11 protein-coding genes are annotated in these 15,452 nt (G+C 49.0%); 2 read left to right on the forward strand and 9 right to left on the reverse strand.

Annotated features, from left to right (window positions below):
• Nucleotides 1–7: 7 nt before the first annotated feature.
• From prmA to AACQ17_RS15930, 7 genes are all read right to left on the reverse strand, one after another.
• Complete coding sequence (prmA, locus tag AACQ17_RS15900; RefSeq protein WP_013855808.1) at nt 8–895, reverse strand: 50S ribosomal protein L11 methyltransferase; 888 nt, start codon at nt 893–895, stop codon at nt 8–10.
• Nucleotides 896–1,008: 113 nt separating this feature from the next.
• Nucleotides 1,009–2,355 (reverse strand): acetyl-CoA carboxylase biotin carboxylase subunit, encoded by a 1,347-nt coding sequence (gene accC, locus AACQ17_RS15905; RefSeq protein WP_017042212.1) that lies wholly within the window; start codon nt 2,353–2,355, stop codon nt 1,009–1,011.
• Between the two features lie 14 nt (nt 2,356–2,369).
• A complete protein-coding gene (accB, locus tag AACQ17_RS15910) occupies nt 2,370–2,825 on the reverse strand; it encodes an acetyl-CoA carboxylase biotin carboxyl carrier protein (protein ID WP_013855810.1) in 456 nt (151 codons plus the stop codon).
• Between the two features lie 83 nt (nt 2,826–2,908).
• Nucleotides 2,909–3,358 carry a type II 3-dehydroquinate dehydratase gene (aroQ, locus tag AACQ17_RS15915; protein WP_013855811.1) on the reverse strand — a complete coding sequence of 150 codons (450 nt, stop codon included), beginning with the start codon at nt 3,356–3,358 and terminating at the stop codon, nt 2,909–2,911.
• A 285-nt stretch (nt 3,359–3,643) separates the two neighbouring features.
• Nucleotides 3,644–5,593 carry an acetate--CoA ligase gene (gene acs / locus AACQ17_RS15920; protein ID WP_094146944.1) on the reverse strand — a complete coding sequence of 650 codons (1,950 nt, stop codon included), beginning with the start codon at nt 5,591–5,593 and terminating at the stop codon, nt 3,644–3,646.
• Between the two features lie 141 nt (nt 5,594–5,734).
• Nucleotides 5,735–6,367: a 3'-5' exonuclease gene (locus AACQ17_RS15925; protein WP_026027882.1), complete on the reverse strand. Its 633-nt coding sequence runs from the start codon at nt 6,365–6,367 to the stop codon at nt 5,735–5,737.
• A gap of 13 nt (nt 6,368–6,380) precedes the next feature.
• Entirely contained in the window at nt 6,381–8,207 is a 1,827-nt protein-coding gene (locus AACQ17_RS15930) for a DUF294 nucleotidyltransferase-like domain-containing protein (RefSeq protein ID WP_094146943.1), read from the reverse strand.
• Between the two features lie 202 nt (nt 8,208–8,409).
• Between AACQ17_RS15930 and AACQ17_RS15935 the strand changes: the two genes are divergently transcribed.
• Complete coding sequence (locus AACQ17_RS15935; RefSeq protein ID WP_094146942.1) at nt 8,410–9,600, forward strand: 3-phenylpropionate MFS transporter; 1,191 nt, start codon at nt 8,410–8,412, stop codon at nt 9,598–9,600.
• An 86-nt stretch (nt 9,601–9,686) separates the two neighbouring features.
• Nucleotides 9,687–13,121: a PAS domain-containing hybrid sensor histidine kinase/response regulator gene (locus AACQ17_RS15940; RefSeq protein WP_094146941.1), complete on the forward strand. Its 3,435-nt coding sequence runs from the start codon at nt 9,687–9,689 to the stop codon at nt 13,119–13,121.
• Nucleotides 13,122–13,218: 97 nt separating this feature from the next.
• Here the strand turns inward: AACQ17_RS15940 and AACQ17_RS15945 are convergent, their stop codons facing one another.
• Both AACQ17_RS15945 and AACQ17_RS15950 read right to left on the reverse strand, forming a co-directional pair.
• Complete coding sequence (locus AACQ17_RS15945; protein WP_013855817.1) at nt 13,219–14,922, reverse strand: sodium:solute symporter family protein; 1,704 nt, start codon at nt 14,920–14,922, stop codon at nt 13,219–13,221.
• Between the two features lie 12 nt (nt 14,923–14,934).
• On the reverse strand, nt 14,935–15,201 hold the full coding sequence (locus tag AACQ17_RS15950) for a DUF4212 domain-containing protein (RefSeq protein ID WP_013855818.1): 267 nt from the start codon (nt 15,199–15,201) through the stop codon (nt 14,935–14,937).
• Nucleotides 15,202–15,452 lie beyond the last annotated feature (251 nt).

Below are 15,452 nucleotides of genomic sequence, written 5' to 3' on the forward strand. Positions count from 1 at the left end.
GTCTTATCTAGCCTTGCTTGCGACCCGAGATGCGGCACCACTCATTGAGCTCAATTATCGGGTCAATGTGAAGCTCGTCACGATAATGGTTGGCAACTTCTTCGGCTTGAGTGTCCAAAACACCGGACATCGCAAGTTGGCCATTGGGTTTAAGTAACCCTTTGATCACACCATTCAGGTCACGCAGTGGGCCGGCCAAAATGTTGGCCACAACCACGTCAGCGATTAAGCCTTCAGGTTGATCTTGTGGCAAATACACTTCAAGTTGGTCAGCTACGCCATTGCGTCCTGCGTTGTCGTTAGAAGCAAGCAGTGCTTGTGGGTCGATATCAATACCGACGACTTTGGCTGCGCCCAATTTGATCGCTGCAATGGCTAGGATGCCTGAACCACAACCAAAATCGATGACGGTTTTACCTGTCAGGTCGAGCCCTTCGAGCCACTCTAAACATAATGCGGTCGTCGGGTGAGTCCCTGTACCGAATGCAAGGCCCGGGTCGAGCATTACGTTGACAGCGTCAGGTTCTGGGATTTCACGCCAGCTTGGGCAAATCCACAAACGTTGACCAAATTTCATCGGGTGGAAGTTGTCCATCCATTCACGTTCCCAGTCTTTATCTTCGAGCTGTTCAACTTTGTAGGCAAAGTCATCACTCAGCAGTTTGCTTGAGCGAATTTGGTCAATTATCCATGCGCTATCGGCTTCGGCATCATATAGCGCTAGCACGTCGGTATCGCCCCAAAGGCGAGTTTCGCCCGGAAGCGGTTCAAAAACAGGGGTGTCGTGAGCATCAAGAAAAGTGACGGATACTGCGCCCGTCTCTTCCATCAGCATGTCGCCAATTGGCTCGGCATTGGCGTTAGTTGCGTTCAGTTTAATTTGAATCCAAGGCATGTCAGTTGCTCTGTTATGTCGTCAGTTGGCGCAGAGTTTAGCAGAAACTGACTCGGCTGCCGAAAACAAAAATGCTCACCGAAGTGAGCATTTGGTCTCTCGCGACGCGAAAATTAGTGCTGTAAACCCAATTTCTTCTCAAGGTAGTGGATGTTCGCTCCACCGTGTTGGAAGTTCTCATCTTGCATGATCGATTGCTGCAAGGTGATGTTGGTTTTAATGCCATCGACGATCATTTCGTTTAACGCATTTTTCATGCGCGCGATCGCCACGTCACGGTTTTCACCGTAAGTGATAAGCTTGCCGATCATTGAATCATAATGCGGCGGCACTGTGTAGCCAGCATAAATGTGTGATTCCCAACGCACGCCCATACCGCCCGGCGCGTGGAAGTGTTCGATTTTGCCCGGAGAAGGGAGGAAACGAACCGGATCTTCCGCGTTGATACGGCATTCAATTGCATGGCCACGGATCTTGATGTCATCTTGGGTAAACGACAGTGGTTGACCTGCGGCGACGCGAAGCTGTTCTTTGATGAGGTCAACGCCAGTGACCATTTCAGTGACTGGGTGCTCAACTTGAATACGCGTGTTCATCTCAATGAAGTAGAACTCGCCGTTTTCGTATAGGAACTCAAACGTACCGGCACCACGATAGCCAATTTCGAGACAAGCGCGTGTACAACGTTCACCGATGTATTTACGCATCTCTTCGGTAATACCTGGTGCTGGAGCTTCTTCAACCACTTTTTGGTGACGACGCTGCATTGAGCAGTCACGTTCACCAAGGTGAATTGCGCCACCTTGACCATCCGCAATAATTTGTACTTCAACGTGACGTGGGTTTTCTAGGAATTTTTCCATGTAAACCATGTCATTGTTGAATGCTGCTTTGGCTTCGGCACGCGTCATTGCGATCGCTTGGGTCAGTTCATTTTCGCTACGGACCACGCGCATACCACGACCGCCGCCGCCGCCAGAAGCTTTAATGATCACAGGGTATCCAATGCGTTTCGCATGGGCTTTGTTTTTGACTTCATCGCCATCCAGTGGGCCGTCAGAACCCGGCACACAAGGAACGCCCGCTTTTTTCATTGCGCTGATGGCTGACACTTTGTCACCCATCATGCGAATGGTATCGGCTTTCGGGCCAACAAAAATGAAGCCTGAACGCTCGACTTGTTCAGCAAAGTCGGCGTTTTCAGAAAGAAAACCGTAACCGGGGTGAATTGCTACTGCGCCAGTTACTTCTGCTGCAGAAATAATGCGTGGAATGTTTAAGTAGCTGTCAATACCACGTGCTGGGCCAATACAGATGGTTTCGTCGGCCAGCAGTACGTGTTTTAAATCACGATCGGCAGTGGAGTGCACGGCAACAGTTTTGATGCCAAGCTCTTTACATGCGCGCAGAATACGAAGTGCAATTTCACCTCGATTCGCGATGACTAATTTATCTAACATAAAGCAAACCTCGATTATTCGATAACAACAAGCGGTTGGTCGAATTCAACGGTCTGGCCGTCTTCAAGTAGGATTGCCGTAACGATACCTGCTTTATCGGCTTCGATTTGGTTCATCATTTTCATCGCTTCAACGATGCATAGTGTGTCACCGACTGAAACACTTTGACCGACTTCGATGAACGCTTTTGAATCTGGACTTGGTGAGCGGTAGAAAGTACCGACCATTGGCGAAAGTACTTGGTGACCTTTTGGCGCTACAGGCGCGGCGGCTTCAGCCGTTGGCGCAGGGGCAGCGACTGGCGCGGCTTGTTGTGCTGGCGCTGGTGCAGCGTAATGCATCTGAGCCATCTGTACTGGCGCAGTGTTACGACTGATGCGTACCGATTCTTCACCTTCAGAGATTTCTAGTTCAGAAATGCCAGATTCTTCTACCAGTTCGATAAGCTTCTTGATTTTACGAATATCCATCTTTTCTTTCTCTTTATCTTGTGAATACGTCAGCCCTTAAGGTTGGGCCGTAGAGTGTTTGTTTATCGTTGATCGTATGTGGGTTATTTTGCCTGTAGCGCTTTTATGGCAGCTGCAAGAGCAAATTCATAACCTTGTGCACCTAACCCGCAAATCACCCCTTGCGCCTTATCCGACAGATAGGAGTGGTGGCGAAAAGGTTCACGTGCGTGAACGTTGGATAGATGCACTTCAATAAATGGGATGGCGACACCCAATAACGCATCGCGCAGTGCCACACTGGTGTGCGTCAATGCGGCGGGATTAATGATGATGAAGTCGACCTTGCCGTAAGCGGCATGGATGGCTTCGATCAGCTCATATTCGCGGTTCGATTGAAGGTGTTCTAACTCAATATCTGCTTTTTGCGCTTGTTCGCGTAATGTCTCGACAATGTGCGCTAAGGTGTCAGAACCATAATGTGCAGGTTCACGTAGCCCTAACAGGTTAAGATTTGGCCCATTTAAGACCAGAATGCGAGATTTAGCAGTCATTGTGTCGACATCTCCCTATATCGTGAAACGAATATTAATATTCCCATATTATTCTTAGGTCAGAGTGAATTTTTCGTCAAAAATTCCCTGAATTTAAGAAATTGCCCAAGATTATAGCTAATTCAGCGCAAATGGCAGCAATTTACTGGTCTTATCAGATAGTTTACTCATTTAATTCTGCAACCGAGTTAACAGAATGAGAAGAACTGAGAGGGAAAGAAAAAGCCGCCACAAGTGTGACGGCTTAATCATCTCAATGCCTCGCGGCAGGTAGAATCGTTAGCGTTAAGACAATTCTGCTTTTTCGGCGATCAATTTATCCACTACGCTAGGATCGGCCAGTGTCGAGGTATCACCCAAGTTGCTGGTGTCGCCGGTGGCGATTTTACGCAAAATACGACGCATGATTTTGCCAGAACGGGTTTTGGGCAGTGAATCGGTCCAGTGCAGTACATCGGGCGTTGCAATTGGGCCAATCTCTTTTCGTACCCAATCTTTGACCTCTTTGTGCAACTCGGCACTGGGGTAGACGCCATCATTTAAGGTGATGTAAGCATAAATGGCTTGGCCTTTAATATCGTGTGGCACGCCGACAATTGCCGCTTCTGCAATTTTATCAAAAGCAACCAAAGCTGATTCAATTTCCGCGGTGCCCATGCGGTGGCCAGAAACGTTTAACACGTCATCCACGCGGCCCGTTATCCAGTAGTAGCCATCCTCATCACGGCGTGCGCCATCACTGGTGAAATACATACCTTTGAAGGTTGAAAAATAGGTTTGTTCAAAACGGTCATGATCGCCATAAACGGTGCGCATTTGGCCCGGCCATGAATCTAAAATAACCAAGTTACCTTCGGCAGCTCCTTCAATGATGTTGCCCATGTTATCGACCAAGGCTGGTTGCACGCCAAAAAATGGTCGTGTGGCCGAACCTGGTTTAAGTGCCGTCGCGCCCGGCAGTGGCGTAATTAAAATGCCACCCGTTTCGGTTTGCCACCATGTATCGACAATCGGTGATTTTTCGTTACCGATGGTTTTGTAGTACCACTCCCACGCTTCTGGGTTAATCGGTTCTCCCACCGAACCCATAATGCGCAAACTGGTGCGTGACGTCTCTTTGACGGCTTCATTGCCTTTCGCCATCAAGGCGCGAATAGCGGTCGGCGCAGTGTAAAGAATGTTGACTTGGTGTTTATCCACCACTTGACTCATGCGGTTGGTGTCTGGGTAGTTGGGAACCCCTTCAAACAGAACGGTTTTTGCACCATTGGCCAAAGGACCGTAAACCAAGTAGGTGTGGCCAGTGATCCAGCCCACATCGGCGGTACACCAAAACACTTCGCCCGGCTGATAGTCAAACACATATTTGAAGGTCATCGCCGCGTAAACAAGGTAGCCACCGGTTGTGTGTAGCACACCTTTGGGTTTACCCGTTGAACCAGAGGTATAGAGGATGAAGAGGGGATCTTCCGCTTTCATGGCTTCGGCTGGGCAGTGGTCGGAAGCTTTTGCGGTTGCTTCATGCCACCACACATCGCGATGTTCGTGCCAGTCAATTTGGCCACCAGTGCGTTTAAAGACGATCACTTTGCTGATGTTTTTCACTTCAGGGTGGGTCAAGGCTTCATCGACGTTTTTCTTCAAGGGCACAGCGCGACCGCCACGTACACCTTCGTCGGCGGTGATGACTATTTTGGCATCGGAATCAATGATGCGACCGGAAAGGGCTTCCGGTGAAAAGCCACCAAACACCACAGTATGCACTGCGCCTATTCGAGTACAAGCGAGCATCGCAACGGCTGCTTCTGGCACCATTGGCATGTAAAGACAGACTACATCTCCTTTGCGAACTCCTTGATCTTTTAACACATTAGAAAAGCGACACACTTGTTGATGGAGTTCTTTAAAGGTGAGGGTTTTATCGTCAGCCGGATCGTCACCTTCCCAGATAATCGCCACTTCATCACCACGAGTGGCAAGGTGGCGATCGATGCAGTTAGCGGAGACGTTTAATGTGCCGTCTTCAAACCAGCGAATATCTACATGGCCAGTATCAAACGAGGTTTGTTTCACTTGAGTGAAAGGCTTAATCCAATCCACAATCTTGCCGTGTTCACTCCAGAAGCCTTCTGGGTCGGTCACTGATTGTTGGTACATCGCTAGGTAAGTGTCATTATCCGCATGTGTTTTGGCTTTGATGTTCTCTTTTACCGGATAAACGTGGGCTTCACTCATTGCTTTTCTCCTTGTGAATTCGAACAATTTCCCTGTTGATTGGCGATCAAATTGCGCTGAAAGGAAAATCTGTATGTGGGTAACTGTCAGCCAGAGTGCGATTTTCTACAATTAGACTTTAGGATGAGTGTGGGGTAAGTGCTAGCGCGAGTAAGGTGCAACAAAGGGAGGCAGATCACCTTTGGTCAAGCGCACAAACACTAATGCCGCGGCGATGGCATCTTGCAGCGCGTCGTGTTTATCCTGCATCGGCAAGTCAAGATGGCGACAAATCGCCTCTAAGCTGAGGTCGATGTACGCGTTCGGCAGCATTCTCTCTAACTGATCATGATAGATCTGACTTACTTCGATGAGAGCATTGGGCAGTGGAAAGCCTAAATGTCGCCGACAAGCGAGGTCGAGGATTTTTTTGTCATAACGAATGTGATAGCCCACTAAAGGTCGGTTGCCGATAAAGTCTAATAGGTGAGTGATGGCCTCTTGCTCGTCGATGCCATCGACCAGATCTTGATGTCGAATTTTGTGGATTTTGACTGAACCCGAGTCGAGCGATTGTGGCGCGCTCAAACGCACTTCAAATGGCTGGCTGGTTAAAATGCGGTTGTCGATGATTTTGGTGGCGGCAATCGTCACTAACTCGGCGCGATTCGGGTCAAGGCTGGTGGTTTCGCAATCGAGCGACACATATTCCCCTTGCATCGGCGTCGCAAACAACGGCTGATAAGGCGAGTCTTTCAGCTTGTGAAACCAATAATGGCGTGTAAACCAATTCAATTGTTCGCCTCCACTATTCGCGAATTTGATAGTGATAGCCAAGCCACTGCTTGAATTTTTTCACCACGTGTAAACTGTGCCTGAGCAGGTCACGCTCGGTTCGGTCGAGCTGTTTTAAATCGAGTTTATTGGTGCTGTGTTGATTGCTCAGTTGCTGAGCTAAGCGCAATTTAAAGAACTGTTTGAGCGCTTCACTGAGATTATCGGCGGTTTCTTTTTCCAAAACCCGTTGCTCTACTAGCGCCTCGATGCGTTCAAAGGTGTTGTTTTGTTGAACTTGATGTTCAAGGCTTAGGGCGCGAATGCCATGCACAATCGGGAAAATGCCACCTTGTTTAATATCTAAGCCAGATTTGGAGTGTTTTACGGTGCCAAACAGCGTGAGTGGCACAGAAAAGCTCAGCGCGGGGCGAGTAAACTCCATCAAAATCAATTCTTGGTTGGCCATTAAATGGCTCAAGTGCTGTTTAATAGGGGCCAATAAGTGTTTGTTGCCCGCGACGGCGTGTGCGTCGGCCATGATCGCAATGTCCATCACTTGCTCGGGTTTGGCCGCGTTCACCCATTGGCTAAGCGTGGTTTTCCACTCAGTTTGGCTTTTAACCCATTTGGGATTATTGACCATCACATTGCCCGGACAAAGCGGATAGCCGAGCTGCTGTAAGGTGTGGGTGAGCGTGTCCATGACCACACCCATTTGATGCCACTGCAAGCCATCTTTGATGATCAGCGCGTTATCTTGGTCGGTTTTGAGGATCTGCTCTCCACGGCCTTCGGAGCCGAGTACGATCAAGCAGCAGTGATCATGCAGCGCGGGTGGCACAACCAAATGAAAGGCTTTTTCGATGATCTGTTCATTGACTGCTGAAATCAGCTCCATAATAAAACGAGTGCGAATGCCATTGTTGATTAGGCTTTCAACCAGTTGCCGCTGTTTGTTGGAGGCGAGAGCTAACTCTTCCACGCAGTTGGCGCGAGCAATACTTAATGTCAGCACGTGAGAATGAGTGGAGAAAGCACTGAGAATTTGTGTCATGTCCAGCATGCCAACGGCTTGATGGCCATCACACACCATCACCCGTTTTATGCGGTTGCGCGTCATGGCGATCATCGCATTAAACAGAAAATCGCCATCGTTGATGTGCAACACAGGAAAGGTAGCAATTTCCCCAACAGGGGTATCGAGCGGGTGGTTATCGAGCATGACTGAATGCAGCATATTGGTGCGCGTGACGATAGCATAAGGGTGCGCGCTGGGGTTTTCGATTAAGCGTTGATCATGCTCAGCAAGACGAACTAAGGCCGCATCAACTCCGTTATCGCGTAATTGCTGGGTCACTTGGTTGAGCGGTTGATCTGGGTTTAAAATCATCGGTGGATGGTAAATCGAGTCATCAACCTTAGTTAAAATAAATTCGGCTAAATTCTTCTGCTGATGTGCCACATCAAGCAGAGCTTGGCGTTTGGCAAGGTTATTGTCGAAGTAGGCGGCGAACTGGCCGTTGTCGTTATACAGTTCGAGAAAGACGGCTTTCGGCAGCAGATAGCTTAAGGTATCTTCCAGCGCCACGTACTGATGCTTGGCTTTTTCTTCAAACAGTGCGCGTACATCAAACATGTCATCGTTGGCGTAGTGAGCAAAAATCTCTTTGCCATCTGGCGAGCGTTCTTCGACCGCGCCTTTGATCAGTACGTGTAGATACACGCTGGGTCTGTCACTGGCCTGCAGCAGATCGTTGCTACGAAAATACGCTACATCCAAGGATGAGCGAAGTCGCTGTTGCTGCGGCAATGTTAAGCGGTCAAAGGGCGGTGACTGCATGTTGAATTTGTCAGGCATAACGATCGTCACTCAGAAGAAATTCCTATCTAAGTGTGACAAAAATCGCCACTACCTCCAGACGACTTTGGTCTAATGAGTGATATGACCCGCAAGGTTGTGAATAAGGAAACAGATTTATCAGTAAACTTCCCTTTTTAGAATCTTAAACTGCCTGCATAATACGGCCGTTTTCTCTCCCTCGTTTTGTTCAGGATGAATCATGCTTAACCCCTCTCCATATGGTTGGATATCGCAGTACTTTATTGGTTTCTTCTTTGCGTATGGCGTCTATTTGCCATTTTGGGCGCTGTGGTTTGAAAACCAAGGCGTATCAGCAACCGATATCGGCGTATTAATCGGTATGGGCTTTGCTACGCGTTGCGTCGCTAATTTGGTGATTACGCCGCGTATCCATAAGGCCGAGCTTCTTCTACCAGCACTGCGTTGGTTAAGTTTGGCGGCGTTTTTATTTATTGGTTTTCACTTCTTTACGGGCGGCAGTTTCTGGCTGATGGCGTTAGCTACTGTGTTGTTTAACCTTTGCTGTGGCCCCGTGGTGCCGCTATCCGATGCGATGGCTAACTATTATGCACGCTTAAAAATGCTCGATTATGGTCGCACTCGCTTATGGGGGTCGGTAGCTTTTATCGCCGGCTCTACTGTGGTTGGCGTACTTGTGGCACGTTATGGTTCGGACATGATCCTCTACACTGCCTTGGCTGGGGTATTTGTTTCGCTACTGATTAGCTTGCGCAATCCCAACCCAATGCCCGTGACGGTTGGTGATGCACATGCCGTCCGGCCGAAACTGACGCAGTTATTGCGTGAGTGGCCAGTGATAAAATTCTTGATTTTAGCGGCGCTAATACAGGGCAGTCACGCGGCGTATTACAGTTTCAGTTCGATTCACTGGAAAGCGGCGGGGCATTCGGAAGAGCTGATTGGCTATTTATGGAGCCTTGGGGTTGCCGCTGAAGTTGCGGTATTTGCGCTCAGCAAACGCCTTTTTTCAGGGTGGTCACTACGCACATTATTTGTTGTCGCGTCGATTGGGGTTGTGGTGCGCTGGACCTTAATGGCGTCGACCACCGCGCTGCTTGCGCTAGGGACGATTCAACTGCTGCATGGGGTGACGTTTGCGATGGCGCATATAGCGGCGATTCAATACATTCAGCACGCACCACAAAGCAAAATGGTGGCTATGCAAGCGCTGTATAATGCCATTCCACTTGGGGCATTTATTGCTTTGATGACCACCTTGAGTGGCTGGGGTTATGAACGCTGGGGCGCTAATGTATTTTGGGCGATGGCAGCAATGGGCATCTTGGCGCTGTTGATAAAAGTCGAACCCACATCATCCAATGAGTCAGGTACTGAGGTAATGAAAGCGGCGCCTGAAGCACAGAATTAACCTTAACTGATTGAGATTAAAAATTATCCTTAGTTAAATGAAGCCTCTTCTTTGAAGAGGCTTTTTTGAACCGATAAGGATATCAAATGCAAGGATGGATCGTCGTTCCCGTTTCGCTCGCTTACTTAGGCGTGCTGTTTCTCGTCGCTTGGTATGGTGATAGGCAAAGCCAATGGCTGGCGAAATGGCGACCGTGGATCTACAGCTTATCGATCGCGGTCTATTGCACCTCTTGGACTTTTTACGGCACTGTGGGTCAAGCGGCTAGCAACCCTTGGTCATTTCTGCCTATCTACATTGCGCCTATTTTAGTGTTTACCCTTGGCTGGCGTATGTTGGCGCGGCTGATTTTGATTGCGAAGCGCGAACATATTACCTCCATCGCCGATTTTATTGCTGCTCGCTACGGAAAATCGCAAGGATTAGCGGTAACCGTAACTTTGATTGCCGTGGTGGGCATTTTACCTTACATCGCCTTGCAACTGCGCGGCATCACTATGGGGCTTGAGATTGTCGCCCCCAACCTCGCTACGCAATTTGGTTATCAGAATTATCACGTCTCGTGGTTTGTGGTCGCGGCTTTAGCGCTATTTACCATGCTGTTTGGTACACGGCATATTGATAACACCGAGCACCACCGCGGCATGATGATGGCGATTGCGTTTGAATCGATTGTTAAATTGGTCGCTTTTTTAACCGTGGGCGGTTTCATCATTTATCTGGCTTCAAGCCGTGAAACGGTTGATCTAAGTGCGATTGCCCAGCAGACGTATCAAGCGCCCAACTGGCCAACGCTGTTGATCCACACCGTATTAACCATGATGGCGATCATCTGCTTACCGCGTCAGTTTCATACCATGGTGGTAGAAAATGAACGCGCGCAAGATCTACACACGGCACGCTGGTTATTTCCTCTTTACCTGACTTTAATGGGATTATTTGTTCTACCTATTGCATGGGTTGGGCAAAGTTTGTTAAGTGGCAGCCCTGCCGATACTTATGTACTCAGCGTGCCTATGTCGGTGGGCGCAGAGCAGATAGCGTTACTGGCGTTTTTAGGTGGCACATCAGCGGCCAGCGGCATGGTGATTGTCTCGACCATCGCATTGGCTATCATGGTTTCTAATGATTTGGTGATGCCGCTTCTGCTGCGCCGCATGCGTTTAACTCAGCGCAACTACCGTCATTTATCTGGGTTGTTGCTCAACATCCGTCGCGGGTTGATTCTATTGCTGCTGCTTGGCGCTTGGGGTTTTTATCAGGCGCTGGATGCGATTGGTTCTTTATCGGCGATCGGTTTTCTCTCATTTGCGGCGATTACCCAATTTGCCCCTTCATTGATTGGTGGCATGTACTGGCGTGAAGGCAACCGCAAAGGCGTTTATGTTGGATTGGCGGTCGGTTTTACTGTGTGGCTAGTAACCTTAATGAGCCAAACCGACATGCTGGCGGGCGATGCACAAAGTAACGTTCTGTTATGGATGATCACCCCGCCGGATTGGTTGGTGCAGATGGGGCTGAAAAACTCAGATTGGGGCATGATGCTCAGTGTTGCGCTCAACACATTCTGCTACGTTGTTGTCTCTATGGTGACTCGTCCGAGTTTGAGTGAGCGTTTACAATCGGCCTCTTTTGTCGGTACGCCGCTGCCTGAGAGTGAGAATCTCAGCTTGTATCAAAGCCGCGTGACAGTGGCTGAGCTTGAAATGTTGGCTGCCCGTTTTGTGGGACGCACTCGCGTTCGCACCGCCTTTCGCCAATATTGGAGCCAGCAGCGAGAGACGTTACTGCCTAACCAACAAGCGCCATCTACCTTAATCCGTCATACAGAAAGAGTGCTGGCGGGGGTGTTTGGTGCTTCTTCGGCCAAATTAGTGCTCACTTCCGCGCTGCAAGGACGCAATATGCAGCTTGAGGAAGTGGCGACTATTGTTGATGAAGCATCCGAACTGTACGACTTTAGTCGCGGCTTATTGCAAGGGGCCATTGAGCATATTGGTCAAGGAATTACCGTGGTCGATAAAAAGCTACGGCTGGTGGCGTGGAATCAACGCTATCTCGAACTGTTTGAGTTTCCCGCTGGGCTGATTCAAGTGGGGCGGCCGATTGCGGATGTGATACGGCACAACGCGCAGCACGGATTATGCGGCCCTGGTGACCCTGAGGATCACGTGCGGCGGCGGGTGTATCACCTTGAGCAAGGAACCAGACACACCTCGGCGCGTATTCGTCCTGATGGACGAGTTATTGAAGTGCAAGGCAATCCGATGCCGGGCGGCGGGTTTGTGATGAGCTTTAGCGACATCACCGTTTTTCGCGAAGCGGAGCAGGCATTAAAAGAGGCCAATGAAACCTTGGAAGAGCGCGTGCACCAACGAACCCTAGAGCTTGAAACCCTCAACAAACGCTTGGTGGCGGCAACTCAAAAATCAGACCAAGAATCGCAATCAAAATCGCGTTTTTTGGCCGCTGTCAGCCACGATTTAATGCAGCCGTTGAACGCTGCGCGCCTGTTTGCCTCTTCGCTCTCGGAGGTGGCCAAAGAGACGGAAGTGAAAACGTTGGCGGGTTATATAGAGAGTGCTCTGGGCGCGGCTGAAGATCTGATTGGTGATTTGCTGGATATTTCACGTTTAGAGTCCGGCAAGCTCGATGTGCATTCTCATAGCTTTGCTATTAATGATGTATTTTCGAATCTTAACGCTGAATTTAGCGCCTTAGCTAAGCAGCAAGGGATTGATTTTAAAGTGATCCCATCCTCGCTCTATGTGATGTCTGACCCTAAATTATTACGTCGCGTGGTACAAAACTTTCTCACTAACGCGTTTCGCTACAACCCTAAAGGTAAAGTGGTGCTGGGTGTACGCCGAGTGCGAGATCAGGTCAGGATTGATGTTTGGGATAATGGCATTGGTATCGAGCAAGATAAGCAGCAAGAAATCTTCGAAGAGTTTAACCGTGGTAGTCAAGTCCGTTCTGACCAAGGTTTGGGGCTCGGTTTAGCGATTTCAAAAGGCATTGCATATGTGCTGGGTCATGAAATTTCGATGCGCTCTTGGCATGGAAAAGGCAGCGTGTTTTCGCTCTCTTTGACGCGCGCTGAAGCTGTCAAACAGGCTCCGACACTGGCGATAGAGCAAGGTATGCCATCTGATCTCAATCATCTGCGCGTACTGTGTGTGGACAACGAAGCTGATATTTTAGTCGGCATGAACGATCTGCTCGTAAGGTGGGGGTGTGATGTCAAAGTAGCAGCGGACTTACTGCAAAGCCTGAAAGCATTAGAAAACAATTGGTTGCCTGATGTTATTTTGTCGGATTACCGCTTAGATAATGGTCGCACTGGTTTAGAAGTGTTGCAGCAGTGTCGCTTGCGGCTTGGAGATAGCTTTGAAGGGGTCATCATCAGCGCTGATCGCACTGAAGAGATGATGGATGCGATTAAATCCAATGGCTTTAGCTTTATTCCCAAACCAATAAAACCACTCAAACTGCGCGCGCTGTTGAATCGAGTCAATTAAGCATGCAGCATAAAGCCGATGCGTGGGCATCGGCTTTATGGTTGTTATCACACTTCACTGCGGAGCGAACATCGAGCATGACGCTCGCAGGTGAAGATTAGTGGTCGTGAGCTTGCCCCGCGCCTTTCGGGAAGCGGATTGACTCCACCATTTCTTGCACTTCGGTTGGAACTTCTGCGGTAAATTTATTCACCACAATCGATACCACGAAGTTCAAACACATACCTAACGTACCAATGCCTTCAGGGCTGATACCAAACAACCAGTTATCTGGCGTGCTGGCTGCCGGGTTAATGAATTTGAAGTAGATGATGTAGGTTGCAGTAAAGATAATCCCTGCGACCATGCCCGCGATCGCGCCTTCTTTATTCATCTTCTTGTAGAAGATGCCCAAAATAATGGCCGGGAAGAAGGAGGCGGCTGCCAATCCGAAGGCAAACGCTACCACCTGAGCCACAAAACCCGGTGGGTTAATGCCTAGGTAACCAGCACCCACAATCGCAATGATGGCGGCTAAGCGTGCGGCTAACAGCTCTTGTTTATCGGTCATGTTTGGTTTGAAGCCTTTCTTCAATAAGTCGTGAGAAATTGACGTCGAGATAACCAATAAAAGACCTGCAGCTGTCGAAAGCGCAGCAGCTAAACCCCCAGCTGCGAGCAAGCCAACCACCCAGTTTGGCAGTTTTGCCAGTTCAGGAGACGCCAATACGATGATGTCACGGTTAATGTTCATCTCGTTGCGCTCATCGCCAGAGTAGAACATACGACCGTCGTTGTTCTTATCTTTCCAGCTTACAAGGCCAGTATTCTCCCAGTTCTTAAACCAAGTAGGCGCGTCTGTTGCGGGTACGCCTTGCATGTCTGGGCCATTAATGGTCTCAATCATGTTCACGCGAGCAAAAGCAGCAACACCTGGCGCTGTGGTGTATAACAAAGAGATGAACAGCAATGCCCAACCTGCTGAGATACGCGCATCACGCACTTTAGGCACAGTGAAGAAGCGAATAATGACGTGAGGAAGACCAGCAGTACCCACCATCAAGGCTGCGCAGATAAAGAACACGTCAACCGTGCTCTTGTTGCCTTCGGTATAGGCGGTGAAGCCGAGCTCTTGAGTTAAGCCATCGAGTTTATCGAGTAGGTAAACATCGGTACCGGTAATGGTTGAGCCCATGCCAATTTGTGGCAGAGGGTTACCTGTCATCATGATCGAGGTGAAAATGGCGGGAACAAGGAAGGCGAAAATGAGCACGCAGAACTGTGCAACTTGCGTATAAGTGATGCCTTTCATGCCACCGAGTACCGCATAGAAGAACACGATCCCCATACCGATGACGATACCAACGTTAATATCCACTTCGAGGAAGCGAGAGAATACCACGCCGACGCCGCGCATTTGCCCCGCAACATAAGTAAACGAGATAAAGATGGCGCAAAATACCGCCACCATGCGCGCGGTTTTTGAGTAGTATCGCTCACCGATAAAATCTGGCACGGTGAACTGGCCAAATTTACGCAAGTAAGGTGCAAGGCAAAGCGCCAATAACACATAGCCGCCTGTCCAGCCCATCAAGTACACGGTACCATCATAGCCAATGAACGAGATGATACCCGCCATTGAGATAAATGAAGCGGCTGACATCCAGTCCGCTGCGGTTGCCATGCCGTTGGCAACAGGGTGAACACCACCGCCAGCAACATAGAATTCACTGGTCGATCCTGCACGGGCCCAAATGGCAATGCCGATATAGAGTGCAAACGTAATACCGACCAGAATAAACGTCCAAGTTTGAATATCCATTTCGTAAACCTCTTAGTCTTCCTGCACGTTGTATTTCTTGTCGAGCGCATTCATGCGCACAACGTAAATAAAGATCAAGGCGACAAAGGTATAGATGGACCCTTGTTGTGCGAACCAGAACCCTAGTTTGAACCCGCCTAAATGAATCGTATTAAGTGCGTCGACGAAAAGAACGCCTGCACCATATGATACCAAGAACCACACTGCCAGCAGTGAGCCCATAATTCCCAAGTTTTCCTTCCAGTAGGCTTGAGCATGTTCGGTTGATTGGAACGCCATGACCTTCTCCTTCGGTTTGCATATCGTAGTGTTAATTTAATGTTACGAAATTAAGATAGCAGTGAAAGGGTGGTGGGTCTGTGCAACTTTAGTCGGGAGGTTGTTTTTTCCAATTCATTGTAACTAAATGAAATTCCTCAATTTAGAAGGCCTTCCTTATGTTGAGTAAATGTTAAATTAGCCAAAAGTATAAGATCATAAGCTCTTGATTGGAAAATCGCTCATGGCGAGTTAACGATTTTTTATGTGGT

The organism is Vibrio sp. V10_P2A27P122, from assembly GCF_963874335.1.
GTDB lineage: Bacteria > Pseudomonadota > Gammaproteobacteria > Enterobacterales > Vibrionaceae > Vibrio > Vibrio anguillarum.

Coding starts and splice junctions, on each gene's coding strand:
- AACQ17_RS15940 (WP_094146941.1), top strand. CDS start 9,687: ATGCAAGGATGGATCGTCGTTCCCGTTTCGCTCGCTTACTTAGGCGTG.
- prmA (WP_013855808.1), bottom strand. CDS start 895: ATGCCTTGGATTCAAATTAAACTGAACGCAACTAACGCCAATGCCGAG.
- acs (WP_094146944.1), bottom strand. CDS start 5,593: ATGAGTGAAGCCCACGTTTATCCGGTAAAAGAGAACATCAAAGCCAAA.
- AACQ17_RS15950 (WP_013855818.1), bottom strand. CDS start 15,201: ATGGCGTTCCAATCAACCGAACATGCTCAAGCCTACTGGAAGGAAAAC.
- AACQ17_RS15935 (WP_094146942.1), top strand. CDS start 8,410: ATGCTTAACCCCTCTCCATATGGTTGGATATCGCAGTACTTTATTGGT.
- aroQ (WP_013855811.1), bottom strand. CDS start 3,358: ATGACTGCTAAATCTCGCATTCTGGTCTTAAATGGGCCAAATCTTAAC.
- accC (WP_017042212.1), bottom strand. CDS start 2,355: ATGTTAGATAAATTAGTCATCGCGAATCGAGGTGAAATTGCACTTCGT.
- accB (WP_013855810.1), bottom strand. CDS start 2,825: ATGGATATTCGTAAAATCAAGAAGCTTATCGAACTGGTAGAAGAATCT.
- AACQ17_RS15945 (WP_013855817.1), bottom strand. CDS start 14,922: ATGGATATTCAAACTTGGACGTTTATTCTGGTCGGTATTACGTTTGCA.
- AACQ17_RS15930 (WP_094146943.1), bottom strand. CDS start 8,207: ATGCCTGACAAATTCAACATGCAGTCACCGCCCTTTGACCGCTTAACA.